The following is a 19,559-nucleotide window of genomic DNA, read 5'->3' on the forward strand; positions in this document are numbered from 1 at the left end:
ATTAAAATTTGATAAAATCAATATTTTTTTCTCCTATAGTTTTTTAAAAAACTTATTTATCAAAACTAGTTTAAATATTTTATAAAAATTAATTAAACTCACTGACTTCATATAAAAAAGAAGTAAAACAAATTATTATAAAATCTTTTTTTAATCGTTAAGTAAATACTTTTTTTATTTTCTTAAGTATTCTTTTTTTTACATTATGACGGTTTAAATAAACATCATAAACTGTTAACATCATTAAATATCCTTTTAACTTTTTCCCAGACTGAATAAGCAACAACGCTTTTTCATAGATAATAAAATTACGTTTAATAAAATTATTTCTTTCTTTAATTTTATCATAATTTGAAATTTTTATTTTCTCCAAATAATGCATCAAAACAAAACGTAATTTATATTCTATATTCATAAAAGTTATTCTATTTTCTGCTTGTATAGCTTTAGCAATTACACTAGTTTGATGATATCTAAAATTATTTAAAGAATCACTTATAAATGCAACTTTTTTGTTCACTATCAATTTAAAATAAAACATCCAATCACCACAATATCTAAATTCTCTACCTATATCAAAATGTTTATTTATGTCTACATCCTCTCTTCTAAAAACTACAGCACTTGCATTAGGAATTACATTTCTATAAATTAAGTATTTTTCAATAAATTCATTACTATCTATAATAAAATCATTAAGAAATAACGATTTATCTAAATCATCAGTTTGTGTAATCCAACTTCCTGTAACTACACCTTTTTCATTTACTCTATTTGATTGGCAATAAGCCAAAACTACTTGCGAATCCTTTTGAAAAGGTTTTACTAATTTTTCTAAGAAATAAATATCGCAATAATCGTCTGTTTCTGCAATCCAAATTAACTCTCCTTTAGCTATTTTAATTCCCTTTACCCATTGCTCAAAAGTATTCCCTGTATTAACTTTATTAAAAACACATGAAGTAACTTTAATATGCTCTTTATACTTGTTTAGCACTAATAAGCTATTATCAGTACTACAATCGTCCATTAAAATAACTTCGAAATTAGAATATGTTTGATTAAAAATACTTTCTAAGCGTTGTTCTAGGTATTTTTCATGATTGTAATTTGGAACAATTACAGTAACTAAAGGATTTTTTAATTCCATAACCTTTTCTTAATTCTTTTAAAAACAATTGCTATGAGTTGTTTAGATGTATATGCATCTATAGTTGAATTATTTATTATTGTAGCTTTGTCTCTCAATAAAGTAAAAAGAATTTCTTCTTCAACGGCTTTACAGGTATTTAAAAGTGATAAATCTGAAGGAGATATTTCATTTTTAAACCTTTTTATAAAATTAGATATTCTTGTGTTTAATATTTTTGTCGTTAAAGGAAATTTTGACATAGCACTCACAATTAAAGCATGTGTTTGAGCTGTTTTCAAATTTCTGAAATACTCTGTTTTAGCGCTCCATATTCCAACTCCTTCTCTGTAGACCGCCATTTCTTCCTCTAAATACTTTAGTTTACCATGTTCTGACAATAGCATGTACATAAAATAATCGCCTATTGGAGTTAAAGAAAACTCAGGCGGAAACTCTTTAATTATGTTTCTAAAAACCACAGAAGGCGTGTGAATATAGTTTCCTAAACGCGCTAACGTTTCTTGTGATTCATAGTTTTCAGGAACTTTAGTTATAAAATCTTCAACAAACTCGCCATTGGGTTTCAAAATTTTAATTTTATGAAAACTTAAAACATAATCTGGATTAGCTTCTAAAAAATCAACTTGTTTTTGGAGTTTGTAAGGATCTGTCCAGTAGTCGTCGCCTTCTAATAATGCAACGTATTTGGTTCCGCTATTAAAACAATGTTTGTATATCCGCAATGCATTTTGAGTTCCTCCAACATTTATTTCATTCAAAAAAAGTTCAATTCTACTTGAGTACTTTTCTTTAAGTTTAATACAAATTTCACGAGTTTTGTCATTTGATAAATCCTCTCCAATGTATAATTTATAATTAAAGTTGGTTTTTTGCATCATAACAGATTCTATTGCCTCTTCAATGTATAGTTCTTGATTATAAGTAACCATCCAAATTGATAAAAGAGGCGCTTTATTCCCAGACTGCATATCCAAATCCAGTTTTTCCAAATCCATTACCATTGTACAACATTATTAAATTATTGTCATTTTTAAAAACATACGGATAAGATATCATTTCAGAATCCCAACCTTCACTTGATATATCAATACCGGCCTTATCGTCCTTTCTAACCCAATCCTTTCCATTTAATGATTCAGCATAACCAATTTTATAACTGTTCGTGATGTTATTTCTATAATCCGATTTTTTTCTTTTTCCAAACCACATTTTGTATTTACCATCTTCCTTAATTACTGCTGCGCTTACTAATCCGCCTTCATCATCATTTAATTCAATTGCAACTTTTCCTGTTTGATTCCAAGTAATACCGTCTAATGATTCTGCATATTTTATGTTATAGACTGGTTCTGGTTTACCATCAAATCTCTCCCACTTAATACAGGACAAATACCACATTTTGAAAGTATCATCCTCCAAAGTAACAAAAGAAGTCCCAGAGAAATAAGGTTCAATAAAATTTACTGAAATTATTGGTCCTTCAGAAAGCTTTTTAAACACTTTACCACCATCATCACTAATGGCTAATCCAACTGCATTTTGAAAAGGAACAGTTCCTCTTGTAGTCCAACCAATATAATAAAGGTATTTCTTATTTCCAACAGTTATAATTGATGATGGCATTATTCCAGAGTCATCAAATGATCCTAAATTACCTAATTCAAATAATGGTGCGGTATGTTCATAAATAATTTTTTTAGGATTATTTTTTTCAACTTCTATGTAAGAAACATTACTTCTACCTGATACATCTCTTGTAGAATAATACACTCTAATTCTGTCTTCCAACAAATCAACTACAGGCACTTGTGCATGGCTTTTATTCCAATCAAATTGTCCATTAACATTATATATATTGCCTTTCTTAATCCACATTTTATAACTCTTTTGTTGATTTTTCAGACTTAATTGCAGGATTTCCTTTATACAATCCCCAAGGCTCAGTATTTTTAATAATACTTGCAGCCATTGCTACAAATGTACCTTCAGCTAGAGTAATTCCATCCCTAATAGTGGCATTAACGCCTAAAGTGCAATAATTTTCAACAACGCAATGTCCAGATAAAACAACATGTGAAGTAAACATTACATGGTTTTTTATAACAGAATGATGTCCAATATGATTTCCACTCCACAAAATAACATTATTACCTATTGATGTAAAAGGTTGAATCGTGTTATTTTCTAAAATAAAACAATTATCACCAATAGCATTATCAAAGGTAGTCGCTTTACTACTTATATAACTTATGAGTTTATATCCTTTTTGTTTGATATCATTATATACTTTTTCACGCAATCTATTCATTTGCTGAGGAGACATTGGTGCAAAAAAATCATATTCTGATGGAGGATATATCTTTTCAACAGTTTCAAAAGATACTATTGGTAAATTTTTAAAATTCTTAGCTTCTGGGATATATTTTTCATTTACACAAAATGCTACTACTTCATGATCAGAATCATTTTCCAAATAATAATGTGCTAATTCTGCAAAATCCTGAATTCCGAAAATAATAACTTTTGCCATCTTGATTATTTTTTTAAAACATAAACTGTATATTCATACAAGCCGTAATCATTTCTTATGATATAATTTCGTGATAAATTTTTACATAAAAAATCACTTAGCAAGTCATGAGATACATGAAACAAATCTTCTCTTTCCCAATCCACATTTTTTGACATCACATTAAATGCAATACCTTTTGAAGATTTTTCGTAAACTAATGTTAACAATTTTGTGAAATACTCCCACATTTGATCAAAAGTTAATTCTCGTTTTTCTGTAAAAACGCCGTTCATAACAATGTAGTCGAAAGTTGGTATGCTAGATTCATTTTCAAGAATATCGCTACAATAAAAATCGATATCAGGAAATTTATTTTGAGCTACATCAACAAATTTTTGAGAAATATCTAATCCTGAATATTTAATATCTGAATACTGATTCTTATTTATATACTCTAATAAATGAGCTGTTCCACATCCAAAATCCAATAATTTAGAGGAGGTTAAATTTAGTTCATCAAACTTAATTATATCTAACATGACCTTGTATCTTGTGTCAACATCTTCTATCTTAGGCCAATCCACACCTAAATGTGTATCTCCATGTTTCGCTAAACATTCTTCGTAGTGAGAAATTATGTCGTTATAAGGTTTTTTCATAACTAAATTAATTCAAATTTATTCAATAACATTCTTGTATCTTCCAGTGAATTAAACATAATTACATCAATAATTGATAACCATGGTTTAAACTCATTTTTAAATTGCTTATATATTATATTCTCAGATTTAATAAATTTTAAATCTATATTCTTTACTTGAAAATTATCTTGTATATATAATTCAATCCCACCAATAGCATTAATATATTGATTTGCTCCTAATTGAATGCAAATATCAATAATTTTATTCTCACCTCTTAAGTCATTATTCTTAACAATTTCAGATGACATTACTAACTTCGTGTTTAGGTTTAAATACTCACACAAGTTTTGTAAAGAATTCTGAATATACAGAGCTAAATTTAATTCATCAAAGCTAATTATTTTCTCTATAAGAGGATATACATCTTGATAAAAAGGTGCTTTTTTATAGGACAAACTAATGGTTTTTAAAAGATCTGTCTTCCATTTATCTAAATCAGAGATAAATATTTCATTGATTAGTTTATTCTGACTCACATTTTGAAGCGGTATACTAAACAAATAGGGTGTATTATTCACTAAAATAGTATTTCTATTAATCCAACCTTTTTTTATAAAATTTACATCATCGTAAATTACGAATACATCAGAATTCGCAATTAATTGAAAATACCCAATGTATGGAAAAAAGTAAGGCTGCATTATGGAAACTTTCATTACAAACCACTATTAATAGTTGAAACAATTCGTTTTAAATCATTTTCATCTAATCCAACATACAAAGGCAAACAAAGTGTTCTTGCTGCAATACTTTCTGAAACAGGCATACTTGTATTTTCAATGTAATTAATGGTATTCAAAGAAGGATAAAAATAACGTCTTGGAAAAATCTGTTCCGCATTCAAAGCCTTTTGCACTTGCAATAAGCTAGCTTCATCTTTAAAAACAACAGGGTAATAACTGTAGTTCCATTGCGTATTCGCTCTCATTTTCAAGGTTTGAATTTGGGACAAATCTAAATTTTCATTATAGAAATCTACAACTCTTTTACGCTCTGATAGTATAGTTTCCATGTGAGAGAAAACAGCTAATCCCATTGCCGCTTGGAGCTCTGAAATTTTACCATTAATTCCTAAACCATGAAACGCTAAGGGTCCGTCATGTCCAAAATTATGGCTGTAAAACAATTGGTGTTGCAAAGCTTTATCTTTTGCAAACAAAGCGCCACCTTCACCGGTATGGAACAATTTGGTTGCGTGAAAACTACACGTACTTACATCGCCATATTCAAAAATAGATTTTCCATTACAGGTTACACCAAAGGCATGGGCTGCATCGTAGATTACTTTTAAATAGTGCTTTTGAGCAATTGCTTCTATAGCTTCCACATGGCATGGATTACCAAAAACATGTGTAGCTAAAATACAAGTCGTTTTATCAGTTATAGCGGCTTCAATTTTAGTTTCATCTATAGTTAAGTATTCTGGATGAATATCTACAAAAACAGGCGTGCAATTTTCCCACACGATAGCTGCTGAAGTAGCTACATAACTAAAAGGTGTGGTTATAATTTCACCTCCATTGCCAAGTAACTTTAAAGCAATTTGAATGGGAATAGTACCGTTATTGGTAACTAATATATGATCAACTGATAAGTAGTTTTTTAGTTTTTCCTCTAATTCTAATACCAATTCTCCGCGATTGGTTAACCATTGGTTTTTCCAGATGCGTTGCAATTGTTCTTGGTATTCTTCTATAGGAGGAAAAAAAGTTTTGGTTACGTTGATCATATAGCAAAATCTATTTTGTAACTGTCAATAATTCCTCCTTTTTTTATGAACGCTAATTCTACTAACCATAAAACTTGTGGCTGGAACGGACGGTTTAAATCGGTAATTTCAAATAAAGAATACCCCTTTTTGTCCATGTAATCTACCATTTTTAACAAAGTATTATCAAATTCTTTGCAAAACATAGCGGCTTCAACTAAAAAAACCTCAGTTTTTCCCATCAAATCAGAAGCGCCCTCTAATACGTTAATATCTAGACCTTCTGCATCGATCTTAACTAAATCAGGAAAAGGTAAAGTTGCATTTTTAGCCACTATTTCGTTTAATGTAACGATAGGAATTTCCACTTGTTTGAACCCTCCAGCTTTTGCTTCTTCTTCTGTATATCTAAAAGAACAACTATCATCTCGATTAACTATGGTAAACATAAATGATCCTGATTTGTCTCCTGCGCCAACTGCATTAAATGTAACTTTTGAATTGGAGTCTAAAATATCTTGTAAAGACGGTTTTAACCATTCTTGTGGCTCTATTAATGTATAATATGCCTCTGGAAAATACTTTAATGTTTCACGAGTCCAAGTCCCATGATTAGCTCCTACATCAATAATGTGTTTTGGAGTAAATCCCATCTGTTTAATATTGTCAAAAAAGATTTCTAAAAGTGAATTCTTTTCAAAAGCCTCTTTTGCATAAACTATTTGCTGCCCTCTTACATAACCCAACCTTTTGGCTATTGGATTAAAAAATTTAATTGCTATTTTTTTAATAATCTTTTTCAACGTAATTTTCTTTATAAATTAACCCATTCAAAAACAGGCTTGATAAATCCTGGTTCTTTTCCCATCCACCCACCAAGTGGCCTAGGTCCTTCTTGTATTGTAAAAGCCATAATATCTGGTTCGTGAAAAACAGCTCTTTTAGCATCTTCAATAATATATAAATCTAAGTAATAATTTCCAATATTTAAAAACCCTTTTGGAAAAGAGCAAACCAAATGATTATTTCCTTTTCTGAGTGGTGTAACTCCAGAAGTTGAAAATGTAAACAACGCTTCTCCATTACTATCTTTTAACACATAAGTCAAATGCAATCGCTCAGGCTGTGTTTTAATATTAATATCCGTTTGGAATTCTAACTCATGGTATTCGTCAAGAATTTCATCGGAAGTTAAACCTTTAGGATTAATACTTATTTCATTTATTTTAAGTGTTTCAAAATCGAAATCATTCCCAAATTTCTTATGGTTCAAACTATCAGATTCACCTGCTAAATAATTAGCTACTGCAATATCGGCCGACCCTTGATATAAAATACCTCCATTTTTTAAAACAATGCCCGAATTACATAAACTCTTCACCGCCGCCATATTATGACTCACAAACAATACCGTTCTTCCTTCCCCTTTACTTACGGCGTTCATTTTGCCCAAACACTTCTTTTGAAACTCAGCATCTCCTACTGCCAACACCTCATCTACAATTAAAATCTCGGATTCTAAATGAGCTGCTACCGCAAAAGCCAAACGCACGTACATACCAGAAGAATAGCGCTTTACAGGTGTATCAATATACCGCTCTACCCCCGAAAAAGCAATAATTTCATCCAACTTTCGGGTGATTTCGTGCTTACGCATTCCTAAGATTGCACCGTTTAAATAGATATTTTCTCTTCCAGTCATCTCAGGATGAAAACCCGTTCCTACTTCTAACAAAGAAGCAATTCTTCCTTTGGTGTAAATTTTACCCGTTGTAGGTTGGGTTACCTGACTTAATATTTTTAATAAAGTAGATTTTCCAGCCCCATTACGACCAATAATCCCCACTGAATCGCCTTGGTTGATTTCAAAATTGATATCGCGCAAACTCCAAACATAATCGCTTTCGCCTTTGCTACTTCTATCATTGGCTTCTCCAATTTTCAAAAAAGGGTCTTCTTTACCACGCAAATTGTACCACCAACGTTTCATATCGTCTTTAACGGTTCCCGTGCCAACGAGTCCGAGACGATATTGCTTGGAAATATGTTCTGCTTTTATTACTACTTTACTCATTATTTATTCAAAATTCAACATCCGTTAATCAAAATTCAACATCCGTTAATCAAAATTCAACATTCAAAACCCGCAACTTTAAACCCTCAAACCACCTATACTGTATCCATAAAAGTCTTCTGTGTCTTGTTAAACACCAAAACCCCAACAGCTAAAATAACAATTGAAAATATTGAAGGATAAACTAAATCTGAAATTGTAAACTCTCCTACACCTAAATAGGCATAACGCATATAATCAAACAAGCCTACCAATGGATTAAGTTCTACTACCCATTGGTAATTTTGTGGAACCGATGAACTTGGATAAATTACCGGTGTTGCATACATAAACAACTGCACTCCAAAACCAATTAACTGATTCAAATCTTTATATTTTGTGGTCATAGAAGACAATATCAAGCCAATCCCCATGGAAATCAATGCCATTAGTATAATGATGAAAGGAGTTAACAATATCCAACTATTAGGTTGTATTTCATTCTGAAAAGTAAAATATCCAACAAAACTAACAAACAATAAAAACTGTACTGCAAATTTCATCAAATTGGAAATCACTATCGTTAGTGGCATAATTAATCTAGGGAAATACACCTTACCAAAAATGCTCGCATTGGCATTAAAAACACCAGAAACAGTAGTTAAACAAGTAGAAAAGTAGTTCCACAGTGTGATTCCAGCCATGTAAAAAATAATTTTTGGTGCTCCATCTGTTGATAATTGCGCCACATTTCCGAAGATAATGGTGAAAGTTATCGTCGTTAGTAAAGGCTGAATAAAAAACCATAAAGGTCCTAAAATTGTCTGTTTGTAAACCGTAACAAAATCTCTACGTACAAACAATACCAACAAATCACGGTAATGCCAAATTTCTTTCAGATTAATATCAAAAAGAGAATGTCTTGATTCAATTACGGAATCCCATTGTTCAGCTGTAGTATTTTTTTGACTCATTAACTCAAATTAATTGGGAAGTCTTAACAAGTAAAACCTAGTGCTCAAATTTAAACTTTTTTAGTGGAAGCACAAACTTTATTAAATAAACTCTTTTTTAAATATCAAATTCAAGCTCAAATTGAAAAATCAAAATCAGCTTAAAACATAAAACAAACAATAAAATAATTCGTAATTTTGCGCAAAATTGCTAATCATGTTGTCTTTTTTCAAAAGCAGACCTAAACTTGCTGAATTAATTCCTTCAGGATATGTGGATATTCATTCTCATATTTTACCAGGAATAGATGATGGCGCTTCAACTTTAAATGACACTCAATTTCTTTTAGAAGAAATGAAACAATTGGGATTTACTAAAGTAACAACAACACCTCACACCATGAATAATGTGTGGGACAATACACCCAAAACCATTGAGAATGCTCTTACAAAAGTAAAATCGAACTTAGCTTTGCCTTTTGAGATTCAAGCAGCTTCTGAATATTTATTAGACGAATCTGTAATAACTAAAGCAAAAAATAAAGAACTTTTAACTTTAAAAGGAAATTTTGTGCTCGTGGAATTATCCTATTTGAATGCTCCTTTCCAACTTTACGATTTTCTTTACCAATTACAACTTTCTGGATATCACGTCGTTTTAGCACATCCAGAACGTTATTCTTATTTTCATTCCAATAAAAAAGAATATCAAAAATTGAAAAAGGCAGGTTGTTTGTTTCAATTGAACCTTTTGTCAACTGTTGGATATTATGGAAAAGATGCTGCCGATATAGCAAATTATCTATTAAAAAAAGAGATGTACGATTTTACAGGTTCTGATATTCACCACAAAAATCACATCAAAGCATTTCAAAGTAAGATTGTAGGAAACAATGGAGAAAGAATTACAGAAATAATGAAGAAAAATAGTTTTTTCAAGTAGTTTTTATCATATAAAAAACGAACGTATTGCTTCTTTAATACGGTTGAAATCTTCCTCAGACAAATTAGAACCCGAAGGCAAGCACAAACCGTTATCGAATAATTTATCAGTTAAATCATTTCCAAAATACAAATTATCTTGAAACAAAGGTTGTAAATGCATTGGTTTCCAAACTGGTCGCGATTCGATATTATTTTTTTCTAAATGTAAGCGTAATGCTTCTCTTTGACTATATGATGCTAATTGAATTACATTTAACCAATGATTCGAAATAAAATTTTCATTTGGTTCCTGATGCAAAGTAGCTTCTGAAATAGTATCAAAAAGCTGTTGATAGAACGTATTATTTTGGCGTCTTAATTGTAAGTGATTTTGAAGCACTTCCAATTGTCCCAAACCAATACTTGCTGAGATATTACTCATTCGGTAATTATACCCCATTTGTTTATGCTCATAATGAACGGCGTCTTCTTTAGCTTGTGTCGCTAAAAATATTGCTTTCTTCTTATCTACATCAGAATGACTAATCAAAGCGCCGCCTCCTGAAGTTGTAATTATTTTATTTCCATTGAAAGATAAAACTCCAAAATCGCCAAGAGTTCCACATGGTTTATTGTTATAAAAACTCCCTAATGCTTCCGCTGCGTCTTCTAGAATTGGTATATTATATTTCTTTGAAAGCGCAATAATTTCATCCATTTTAGCAGGCATGCCGTATAAATGTACAACTGCAATAGCTTTAGGTCGAATTCCATTTTTCAATCGATTTAGAATAGCTTCTTCTAATGCAATGGGACACATGTTCCAAGTCTCTTTTTCACTCCCAACAAAAACTGGTGTAGCACCTAGATAAAGAACAGGATTTACTGATGCAACAAATGTTAAGCTTTGACACAAAACCTCATCATCTTTTTGTACTCCGAGTAATTGTAATCCTAAATGAATAGCAGCCGTTCCCGATTGTAAAGCGGTAACCTGAATGTTCTCTTTAAAGAAATTTTCTAAACCCCTTTCGAATAAATCAATATGAGGACCTGCCGGTACAATCCAATTATCTTGAAAAGCCTTAGCAATATAAGTTTGCTCATTTCCTCCCATATGAGGCGGCGATAAAAGGATTTTTTTTAGATTCATAACTGCTTTCTACTAATTACCATTGCCCTTCAAAAGGTTCGATTGAAATTCCGTTTTGTGGACGGCTTTTTTTGAAATCAAAAAGGGTAATAAAAGTTAAAAATAGTATTTTACAGTCAAAAAGAAAAGAAATATGTTGCACATAATATACATCTAAGTCAAAACGTTCTTCCCAAGTTAAAGCATTTCGCCCTTTTACTTGAACATAACCCGTGATTCCAGGTAACACTTGATGTCTTTTATTTTGGTAATCGGAATATAAATGGGCATAATCCGTCAACAAAGGTCTTGGACCAACTAGACTCATATTCCCTTTCAATACATTGATAAGTTGTGGCAATTCATCTAAGGATGTAGCTCTAAGAAATTTTCCAAAGGATGAAATACGATCATCATCTGGCAATAATTTCCCATTAGAATCACGTTCATCAGACATAGTTTGGAATTTATAAATAAAAAATCGTTTTTGATCTTTACCTACTCGAGTTTGAATAAAGAAAACTTTCTTTTGGTAGAAAAAAAGTATCGAAACAACTATAATAAAAATAGGACTTACAAACAAAAAAGCCATCAATGCGACTATTTTATCTAGCACTATTTTTATTCCATTTTGATACATAAATTAGTTATAATCGCCCATCCACTTTTCCCTTCAAAAATCCTTTAACATCATATACTACATTAGCAGTTTTAGTTAATGAAGCAATATCTATTGTTGCAAATTCTTTATGAGAAACGCCTAAAACAACCGCATCAAATTTAGAATCAGGTAATTTCTGAGTTGTTTCAATACCATATTCATGTTTTACTTCTTCTGGTTTTGCCCATGGGTCATAAATAGTGATATGGATTCCGTATTCTTTTAAAGCGTGAACAATATCAACTATTTTCGTGTTTCGAACGTCAGGGCAATTTTCCTTGAAAGTCACTCCTAAAAGTAATAGTTGTGCTTCATGAAGTACGATTTCTTTTTTAATCATCAACTTCACCACTTGCGAAGCTACATATTCTCCCATACTATCATTCATACGACGACCCGCTAAAATAATTTCAGGATGATAGCCTGCTTCTAAAGCTTTTTGTGCTAAGTAATAAGGATCTACTCCGATACAATGTCCACCTACCAAACCTGGTTTAAATGGAAGAAAATTCCATTTGGTCCCAGCAGCCTCTAAAACTGCTTGTGTGTCAATTTCTAAAATATTGAAAATCTTAGCCAATTCGTTAACAAAAGCAATATTAATATCTCGTTGTGAATTTTCAATTACTTTTGCTGCTTCCGCTACTTTAATAGTTGGTGCTAAATGTGTTCCAGCAGTTACCACACTATTATATAAAGCATCAACTTTTTTCCCAATCTCTGGAGTAGAACCTGCGGTTACTTTTAATATTTTTTCAACAGTATGTTCCTTGTCTCCTGGATTTATTCGCTCTGGTGAATAACCTGCAAAAAAATCTTCATTGAATTTTAATCCCGATAATTTTTCTAAAACTGGCACACATTCATCTTCAGTTACACCAGGATAGACCGTCGATTCATAAATTACTATATCTCCCTTTTTCAAGACTTTTGCAACCGTTTCACTAGCCTTATAAAGTGGCGTTAAATCGGGTTTATTGTGTTTGTCAACAGGTGTTGGAACTGTTACAATATAATAATTGCAATCTGCAATATCCGTTAATTGATTAGAACAATACAATCCATTTTCACTAGAAGATTGAGCAACCAAAACCGATTTTAACAACGCTTCTTCTACTTCCAATGTTAAATCAATTCCCTGATTCAATTCAGAAATACGTTGTTGATTGATATCGAAACCAACTACAGCATATTTTGTAGCAAAAAGCCTTGCCAATGGCAAACCAACATATCCTAAACCTATTATTGCAATTTTTACACTCATTATCTCGACCCTATTCCTTGGTATACAAAACCAATTTTTTCTAAAGCTTGTTTGTCTAATATATTTCTTCCATCAAAAACGAAGGCAGGCTTCAACATATTATCATATATTTTTTGCCAATCGTAAGTTTTAAATTCGTCCCATTCTGTCAATACTGCAATTGCATGTGCATTTTTACAAGCGTCATAAGCACTAGAAGCTACTTGAACTCCTTTATTATTAGCTTCTTCTGAACGCGTTTCTAAATAATTCAAATCGAATTGAATTTGATCTTCCTCTACTTTTGGATCAAAAACAGCTATTGTAGCTTGCTCACTTAACAAATCATCTGCTACATAAATAGCTGCAGATTCTCTTGTGTCGTTAGTATCTTTTTTGAATGCCCATCCTAAGAAAGCAATTTTTTTACCCGAAACCGTATTGTATAACGTTTTGATAATATTTTTTGCGAAACGTCTTTTTTGGTGGTCATTCATGATAATCACTTGCTCCCAATAATCTGCCACTTCATTTAATCCATAGGATTTGGCAATATAAACTAAATTCAAAATATCTTTTTGAAAACAAGAACCACCAAAACCAACAGAAGATTTCAAGAATTTTGAACCAATACGACTATCCATACCAATAGCTCTTGCTACTTCGTTAACGTCAGCACCTGTTTTTTCACACAACTCACTCAATGCATTAATAGAAGAAACACGTTGCGCTAAGAAAGCATTTGCCGTTAATTTAGACAATTCCGATGACCAAACATTAGTAGTTAAAATTCTATCCTTTGGAACCCAATTAGCATAAATATCAACCAAAGCTTGAATTGCTTTTTGACCTTCCAATGTAACATCTCCTCCAATTAAAACTCGGTCTGGAGCAAACAAATCTTCAATAGCAGTTCCTTCTGCTAAGAATTCAGGATTAGATAAAATTTGGAAATTTACGCCATTACCCGTATGCTCTAAAATATCTTTAATAGCTTGCGCAGTACGCACAGGCAAAGTCGATTTTTCAACTACAATTTTATCTGTTTTTGAAACACGTGCTATTTGTCGCGCACACAACTCAATGTATTTTAAATCGGCTGCCATTCCTTTTCCTACACCATAAGTTTTAGTTGGCGTATTCACCGAAATAAAAATCATATCTGCTTCATCAATTGCTTTATCAACTTCAGTTGAAAAGAATAAATTTCTTCCTCTAGCCTCAGCCACTACATTACTTAATCCTGGCTCATATATAGGAATATTATTAACATCTTTATCATTCCACGCTGAAATTCTTTTTTCATTTAAATCAACAACAGTGACTTTTATATGAGGACATTTTTGAGCAATAACTGCCATCGTTGGTCCGCCAACATATCCTGCACCGATACAACAGATATTTTTAATCATTATATTATCTTTTATTTTTTTAAATTATTCCAATACCAATTTACCGCCTCTTTCAAGCCTTCTTTCATTGAAAATTTAGGACTATAATTTAGTAATTCTTTTGCTTTGTCTATACTTGCCAATGAATGAGGTATATCACCTATTCTATTTTGTCCATAAATAATTGGAACATTAGCTATTTCTTTATCATATGCTGACAAAAACTCTTTTAACGAATTTACTAATTCATTTAAAGTTGTTCTTTCTCCAAAAGCGGTATTATAAACTGTATTAATAGCATTTGAATTTTCAGTCAACATTGCCAATTCATTCATTTGAATTACATTATCAATATAAGTAAAATCGCGAGAATAATTACCGTCACCATTAATTATAGGACTTTCATAATTCAGAAATTGGGCTACAAATTTAGGTATTACTGCTGCATAAGCACCATTTGGATCTTGATTTCTTCCAAAAACATTAAAATATCTTAATCCGATAGTTTCAATCCCGTAGGTTTTACTAAATACATCGGCATATAATTCATTGACATACTTAGTTACTGCATAAGGAGAAAGAGGTTTTCCTATAATATCTTCCATTTTAGGCAATGATTCTGAATCTCCATAAGTAGAAGAACTAGCTGCATAAATAAACCTTTTTACATTAGCTTCTCGAGCAGCTACTAACATATTTAAAAACCCCGAAACATTAACATCATTCGAAGTAATAGGATCATTGATTGAACGAGGAACACTTCCTAAAGCTGCTTGATGTAACACATAATCTACTCCAAAAACCGCTTGTTTACAAGTTTCAATATTTCTAATATCGCCCTCTATTAAAGTAAAATTTGGATTTGATAAAAATGACACAATGTTGTGACGATATCCTGTGGAAAAATTATCCAAACAAACTACCTCATTATTTTCTAAAAAATACGAACAAAGATTGGAACCGATAAATCCTGCACCACCTGTAATAAGTATTTTTTTGTTTACAATTTTTGTCATTTATAACGCTTAAGAATAGTTGTTAACTATTTTTCTGAAACTTATCTAAAACTTTTCTCCATCCCGATTTAGGTTTTACTTCATCATGATAAGCTTCTCCATAAGCTCCATATCCGTAACCATAACCATAGCCATAACCATATCCATAACCGTATTTAGCTTTGTTTTCAAAACCATTAAACACTATACTAATGTTATTTAATTCACCTCTTTTGTGTTTATCATTAACAACATTTAACATACCTTTCTTAGTAAAACCTTGTCTAGTAACATACAATGTAGCATCGCAAAAATGGGCCAACTCTAGAGCATCAGAAACTAATCCAACTGGAGGTGTATCCAATACAATATAATCGTATTTTGTTTTTAAGTCTTGAATCATTTCACCCATTGCTTCACTCATCAATAATTCTGAAGGATTTGGTGGTATTGGTCCTGACGGAATAACATCTAAATTAGGAATATGTGTTTTTTGAATTACTTCATCAATTGTTTTTTGCCCAATTAAGTAATTTACTACTCCAGTAATATTATCAATATTAAAATCTCCGAAAATTCTTGGTTTTCTTAAATCCAAACCTACAATTACGGTTTTTTTATCGCTCAGCGCAAAAACAGTTGCTAAATTGATAGAACAAAATGTTTTTCCTTCACCACTTACTGAAGATGTTAACATTAAAATTTTCGCCCCTTCTTTTTGTTGTTTTTTGTACATAAACTGCAACGAAGAACGTATAGCTCTAAATGACTCGGCTAATGGAGATTTAGGCTTTTCAAAAACAGATAGATTGTTTTCAGTGTTTTTCTTACCAATAACTCCAATTACTGGTATCGCAGTTAGTTTTCTAATATCTTCGGTTGTATTTATACTATTATCAAGCAATACCATAACAAATATTACCAATAGAGGTAATAAAAAACCTAACATTGCTGCTAAAATATAATTGATACTTGTTTTAGGACCTCTTAATCCTCCACCAACATCTTTTGCAGGATCCAAAAATTTAATATCAGAAATATTTGCGGCTTTTACGATTTCTGCTTCACTTCTTTTTTCTAAAAAAGTGCCGTATATCTTATCCTTTAAATTGTACTTTCTGGTAATTTTAATATGTTCTTGCTTATTTTCTGGCAATAAACTCGCTTCTCCTTCTGCTTTAGCAATATTTTTGTTTAACATTGATAAATCTAAAGAAAGAGCACTTTTAGCACTTGAAATATTTTCAAGCAATACTTTTTTAATAGATTCCATCTCAACATCAAAGTCAGAAAATAATTTTTTATTTTTAACTGAATATGACATATTAGCACGTTCAGTAGAAAGTTGAATTAATTTTGATACATTTCCAATAATATTTGGATCATCAATACCAGCAACTGCTGGTGCAGGTAATTTAGCATAATCAGTAGTTTTATCTAAATAGTTTTTCAAAAGATTATAGTATGCTATTTTTCTATTAACTCCATCTTTTTGAATATCAAATTCAGATAATTTTGTACTTAAAATACTTCCTCCGCTCTCCACATCCAATTCAAAAAAGTTTTTACCTTTTCTAAATTCCTTCAATTCATTCTCTGCTTCTTTGATTTGACCCTCCATTTCTTTCAAGGTACTATCAATAAAAACTATTGTATTATTAGCGAACTGATTTTTACTATCCAACTGAACTTTTCTCAAAACATCAACAGTAGTATTTAAATACTCTACTAACCTATATTTATTATTTCCATCTAATTGCAAACGCACAACAGATAAAGCTTTTGCGTCTGCACTTACATCTATTCCTCTATAAGAAGCAACTGTACCATTAAAGTCGTCAAAACGCAAATAATATTCTTGATTAATATAATCAAATGCTTCCGGTTTTATATTTAATTTAAAATATAAAAATGGCAAATCAACTAATTCGTTTATTTTAAATGTCTTTTTATATTCCCCTCCAGAAACATTTACAGGCTTAACTGTTAAATCAGAATATTGAATCAAAGAAGCTGATGTAGCTTGACCAAAATCTACACTTAATTCATAAAGGGAAGGAGAAAGAAATTTAATTTTTATAAGTTGTCCAAATAATTGACCTCTTGATTTATCAATATCTACATAAAATGGAACTTCTCCGTAGGCATCTTGAAAATAATACTCTCCTTGCTTCAAATACTGAATATAATATTGTAATTTATCTACTACTATTTCATTATGTGATCTAGACTTTAAAGTTGTAATAATAGTTTGAACTTTATCAGATGTACCTCCCCAATTAAAAACCAAACTAGTATTAGAAGTAAAGAAAGGATTATTTTCATCTTCTACAACAATTAAAGACTCCATTCCATAAACACTTTCTTTTCTTATATTAACATTATAAGCAATTGTAAAAGAAATTATTAATGACAACACAAACCATTTCCAATATCCCACAATTTTCAATAGAAATCCTTTGAAATCAAACGAATTTTGTGATTCGAAAAAATTAAAATCTTTAGTATCTAGCATATCAATTACAATGTTTTAGACAACACTAATAATGTTGTAATTAAAGAAATAGCTGTCATTATTGTTGCAACTGATTGCATTCCGGTAACTCCAGTTCCCCAAGATTTTTGCTTCAAAGGTTTTATAATGATATAATCATTAGGTTGAATATAAAAATATGGTGAATTTACCGCATTAGCATCCGTTAAATCAATACTATATGTTTCAAAACCGTGTGCAAACTTTCTGATAATCTGCACATCTTTACGATTACCAGTGATATTAATATCACCTGAATTAGCAATAGCTTCCATTATTGTTGCACGATCTTGATACAACACTCCCATTCCTGGGCTATTAATTTCTCCATTGATAGTATATCGTAATCCTGCTAGTTTAACCGTAACAAAAATATTAGCTTCTTTTTTAAAGTAATCTTCTAACAATTGTTTTTCAACTTTTTGCCTTACTTCATCTGTTGTATAACCTAATACATTTAATTCCCCTAAAATAGGCACTCTAATGTTTCCATGATCATCAACAGTATATCCATCGAAATATAAACTTTGCGGTGATTTTTGAGTTTGACCAGAGCCACCAGAAGATGTAGAAAACATATCCACCAACTTTTGATCCAATGCTTTAATAGAAATACTTATTACATCATTTGTTTGAATCCTGTAAGGCTTTGAAACCTCTTGAGAAACTTTAATGGAATCCGATTTTGTTGTGGCATTAGGCTGTAAATACGTTAAATCCTTAGTAGAAATACAAGAAGTTAGTAAAACCGTAAATAAGGCCAAAAAAACTATTTTTTTCATGAGTAAACTATACTGATACTGTTTGCAATTTATAAATAAAAGTATTTAAAAAGCAAACCACACTAAATTAGGTAACAAATATAGTTTTTACAATTAAAATAAAGAAGTTATTCCTGATTTTTGATTAAAATTTTGTCAATATGGCTTAATTGAAGTTTCAAATGGAATTCTATTTAACAAACTTCTACCTAAAGTTACCTCGTCTGCATACTCCAATTCATCACCAACAGCAATTCCTCTTGCAATAGTTGATGTTTTAACTTGATATTCTTTAATCTGTCTGTAAATATAAAAATTAGTAGTATCTCCTTCCATAGTGGAACTTAATGCAAAAATAATTTCAGAAACATTACCTTCTTTTACTTTGTCAACTAATGCCGTAATTTTTAATTGACTTGGACCGACACCTTCAATAGGCGAAATTTTTCCACCAAGTACATGATAAACCCCTTTAAACATTCCTGTATTTTCTAACGCCATAACATCACGAACATCTTCCACTACACAAATAATCGTCTTATCACGGGAAGAATTGGAACAAATTCCGCAAACATCTGCATCTGAAATGGTGTTGCATTCTTTACAATATTGAATATCATTACGCATGGCTGTTAAAGCTGAAGACAATATTTCTGTCTGTTCTGCAGGTTGTTTTAATAAATGCAAAACCAATCGTAATGCCGTTCTTTTACCAATTCCTGGTAATTGAGACATTTCGTTAACCGCATTTTCTAATAATTTTGAAGGCAATTCCATTTAACAAAAGTAAAAAAAAGTTAGGAGATAGAAGTTGGGAGTTAGGAGTTTCCCAAAAA

Annotated in this window: 19 protein-coding genes; 1 reads left to right on the top strand and 18 read right to left on the bottom strand. The window is 31.0% G+C overall.

Annotation, left to right across the window (positions count from 1 at the left end):
- Positions 1-157: 157 nt before the first annotated feature.
- The 10 genes from OJ995_RS06435 to OJ995_RS06480 all read right to left on the bottom strand — a co-directional run bounded on the left by OJ995_RS06435 (position 158) and on the right by OJ995_RS06480 (position 9,104).
- Positions 158-1,150 (bottom strand): glycosyltransferase family 2 protein, encoded by a 993-nt coding sequence (locus tag OJ995_RS06435; protein ID WP_264368682.1) that lies wholly within the window; start codon positions 1,148-1,150, stop codon positions 158-160.
- Positions 1,141-2,142 carry a glycosyltransferase family 2 protein gene (locus OJ995_RS06440; RefSeq protein ID WP_264368683.1) on the bottom strand — a complete coding sequence of 334 codons (1,002 nt, stop codon included), beginning with the start codon at positions 2,140-2,142 and terminating at the stop codon, positions 1,141-1,143. Before OJ995_RS06440 ends, OJ995_RS06435 begins: the two co-directional genes overlap by 10 nt.
- A complete protein-coding gene (locus tag OJ995_RS06445) occupies positions 2,105-3,028 on the bottom strand; it encodes a glycoside hydrolase family protein (RefSeq protein ID WP_264368684.1) in 924 nt (307 codons plus the stop codon). The genes OJ995_RS06440 and OJ995_RS06445 overlap by 38 nt, the downstream gene beginning before the upstream one ends.
- Position 3,029: 1 nt before the next feature.
- Positions 3,030-3,683 (bottom strand): acetyltransferase, encoded by a 654-nt coding sequence (locus OJ995_RS06450; RefSeq protein ID WP_264368685.1) that lies wholly within the window; start codon positions 3,681-3,683, stop codon positions 3,030-3,032.
- Positions 3,684-3,688: 5 nt separating this feature from the next.
- Positions 3,689-4,324, bottom strand: a complete 636-nt coding sequence (locus tag OJ995_RS06455) for a class I SAM-dependent methyltransferase (protein ID WP_264368686.1) — start codon at positions 4,322-4,324, stop codon at positions 3,689-3,691.
- A gap of 2 nt (positions 4,325-4,326) precedes the next feature.
- Positions 4,327-5,010 carry a WbqC family protein gene (locus tag OJ995_RS06460; RefSeq protein ID WP_264368687.1) on the bottom strand — a complete coding sequence of 228 codons (684 nt, stop codon included), beginning with the start codon at positions 5,008-5,010 and terminating at the stop codon, positions 4,327-4,329.
- Positions 5,011-5,024: 14 nt separating this feature from the next.
- Positions 5,025-6,098, bottom strand: coding sequence for a DegT/DnrJ/EryC1/StrS family aminotransferase (locus OJ995_RS06465; RefSeq protein ID WP_264368688.1), 1,074 nt, complete (start codon positions 6,096-6,098; stop codon positions 5,025-5,027).
- Entirely contained in the window at positions 6,095-6,880 is a 786-nt protein-coding gene (locus tag OJ995_RS06470) for an FkbM family methyltransferase (RefSeq protein WP_264368689.1), read from the bottom strand. Before OJ995_RS06470 ends, OJ995_RS06465 begins: the two co-directional genes overlap by 4 nt.
- A gap of 11 nt (positions 6,881-6,891) precedes the next feature.
- Positions 6,892-8,151: an ABC transporter ATP-binding protein gene (locus OJ995_RS06475; RefSeq protein WP_264368690.1), complete on the bottom strand. Its 1,260-nt coding sequence runs from the start codon at positions 8,149-8,151 to the stop codon at positions 6,892-6,894.
- Positions 8,152-8,246: 95 nt separating this feature from the next.
- Entirely contained in the window at positions 8,247-9,104 is an 858-nt protein-coding gene (locus OJ995_RS06480; RefSeq protein ID WP_264368691.1) for an ABC transporter permease, read from the bottom strand.
- Between the two features lie 196 nt (positions 9,105-9,300).
- Here OJ995_RS06480 and OJ995_RS06485 point away from each other — a divergent pair, with 196 nt between their 5' ends.
- The gene (locus tag OJ995_RS06485; RefSeq protein WP_264368692.1) at positions 9,301-10,026 is read left to right on the top strand and encodes a tyrosine-protein phosphatase; all 726 of its coding nucleotides are present in this window, start codon (positions 9,301-9,303) and stop codon (positions 10,024-10,026) included.
- Between the two features lie 6 nt (positions 10,027-10,032).
- Here the strand turns inward: OJ995_RS06485 and OJ995_RS06490 are convergent, their stop codons facing one another.
- The 8 genes from OJ995_RS06490 to recR form a co-directional block, all read right to left on the bottom strand.
- On the bottom strand, positions 10,033-11,160 hold the full coding sequence (locus OJ995_RS06490) for a DegT/DnrJ/EryC1/StrS family aminotransferase (RefSeq protein ID WP_264368693.1): 1,128 nt from the start codon (positions 11,158-11,160) through the stop codon (positions 10,033-10,035).
- A 16-nt stretch (positions 11,161-11,176) separates the two neighbouring features.
- Complete coding sequence (locus OJ995_RS06495; RefSeq protein ID WP_284698674.1) at positions 11,177-11,779, bottom strand: sugar transferase; 603 nt, start codon at positions 11,777-11,779, stop codon at positions 11,177-11,179.
- Positions 11,780-11,786: 7 nt separating this feature from the next.
- Positions 11,787-13,064: a nucleotide sugar dehydrogenase gene (locus OJ995_RS06500; RefSeq protein ID WP_264368694.1), complete on the bottom strand. Its 1,278-nt coding sequence runs from the start codon at positions 13,062-13,064 to the stop codon at positions 11,787-11,789.
- Positions 13,064-14,458, bottom strand: coding sequence for a UDP-glucose 6-dehydrogenase (locus OJ995_RS06505; protein WP_264368765.1), 1,395 nt, complete (start codon positions 14,456-14,458; stop codon positions 13,064-13,066). Before OJ995_RS06505 ends, OJ995_RS06500 begins: the two co-directional genes overlap by 1 nt.
- An 8-nt stretch (positions 14,459-14,466) precedes the next feature.
- Entirely contained in the window at positions 14,467-15,450 is a 984-nt protein-coding gene (locus tag OJ995_RS06510; protein WP_264368695.1) for an SDR family oxidoreductase, read from the bottom strand.
- Between the two features lie 22 nt (positions 15,451-15,472).
- Positions 15,473-17,944, bottom strand: a complete 2,472-nt coding sequence (locus tag OJ995_RS06515) for an exopolysaccharide transport family protein (protein WP_264368696.1) — start codon at positions 17,942-17,944, stop codon at positions 15,473-15,475.
- A gap of 5 nt (positions 17,945-17,949) precedes the next feature.
- Positions 17,950-18,744, bottom strand: coding sequence for a polysaccharide biosynthesis/export family protein (locus OJ995_RS06520; RefSeq protein WP_264368697.1), 795 nt, complete (start codon positions 18,742-18,744; stop codon positions 17,950-17,952).
- A gap of 135 nt (positions 18,745-18,879) precedes the next feature.
- Entirely contained in the window at positions 18,880-19,500 is a 621-nt protein-coding gene (gene recR, locus OJ995_RS06525) for a recombination mediator RecR (protein ID WP_264368698.1), read from the bottom strand.
- Positions 19,501-19,559 lie beyond the last annotated feature (59 nt).

The sequence above is a fragment of the Flavobacterium lacisediminis genome, from assembly GCF_025909975.1.
Taxonomy (GTDB): Bacteria; Bacteroidota; Bacteroidia; order Flavobacteriales; family Flavobacteriaceae; genus Flavobacterium; species Flavobacterium lacisediminis.

What these genes read in the sequence shown, in the direction of transcription:
- OJ995_RS06435 (WP_264368682.1), bottom strand. Translation starts at nt 1,150, where the DNA reads ATGGAATTAAAAAATCCTTTAGTTACTGTAATTGTTCCAAATTACAAT.
- OJ995_RS06445 (WP_264368684.1), bottom strand. Translation starts at nt 3,028, where the DNA reads ATGTGGATTAAGAAAGGCAATATATATAATGTTAATGGACAATTTGAT.
- OJ995_RS06450 (WP_264368685.1), bottom strand. Translation starts at nt 3,683, where the DNA reads ATGGCAAAAGTTATTATTTTCGGAATTCAGGATTTTGCAGAATTAGCA.
- OJ995_RS06455 (WP_264368686.1), bottom strand. Translation starts at nt 4,324, where the DNA reads ATGAAAAAACCTTATAACGACATAATTTCTCACTACGAAGAATGTTTA.
- OJ995_RS06460 (WP_264368687.1), bottom strand. Translation starts at nt 5,010, where the DNA reads ATGCAGCCTTACTTTTTTCCATACATTGGGTATTTTCAATTAATTGCG.
- OJ995_RS06465 (WP_264368688.1), bottom strand. Translation starts at nt 6,098, where the DNA reads ATGATCAACGTAACCAAAACTTTTTTTCCTCCTATAGAAGAATACCAA.
- OJ995_RS06475 (WP_264368690.1), bottom strand. Translation starts at nt 8,151, where the DNA reads ATGAGTAAAGTAGTAATAAAAGCAGAACATATTTCCAAGCAATATCGT.
- OJ995_RS06480 (WP_264368691.1), bottom strand. Translation starts at nt 9,104, where the DNA reads ATGAGTCAAAAAAATACTACAGCTGAACAATGGGATTCCGTAATTGAA.
- OJ995_RS06485 (WP_264368692.1), top strand. Translation starts at nt 9,301, where the DNA reads ATGTTGTCTTTTTTCAAAAGCAGACCTAAACTTGCTGAATTAATTCCT.
- OJ995_RS06490 (WP_264368693.1), bottom strand. Translation starts at nt 11,160, where the DNA reads ATGAATCTAAAAAAAATCCTTTTATCGCCGCCTCATATGGGAGGAAAT.
- OJ995_RS06495 (WP_284698674.1), bottom strand. Translation starts at nt 11,779, where the DNA reads ATGTATCAAAATGGAATAAAAATAGTGCTAGATAAAATAGTCGCATTG.
- OJ995_RS06500 (WP_264368694.1), bottom strand. Translation starts at nt 13,064, where the DNA reads ATGAGTGTAAAAATTGCAATAATAGGTTTAGGATATGTTGGTTTGCCA.
- OJ995_RS06510 (WP_264368695.1), bottom strand. Translation starts at nt 15,450, where the DNA reads ATGACAAAAATTGTAAACAAAAAAATACTTATTACAGGTGGTGCAGGA.
- OJ995_RS06515 (WP_264368696.1), bottom strand. Translation starts at nt 17,944, where the DNA reads ATGCTAGATACTAAAGATTTTAATTTTTTCGAATCACAAAATTCGTTT.
- OJ995_RS06520 (WP_264368697.1), bottom strand. Translation starts at nt 18,744, where the DNA reads ATGAAAAAAATAGTTTTTTTGGCCTTATTTACGGTTTTACTAACTTCT.
- recR (WP_264368698.1), bottom strand. Translation starts at nt 19,500, where the DNA reads ATGGAATTGCCTTCAAAATTATTAGAAAATGCGGTTAACGAAATGTCT.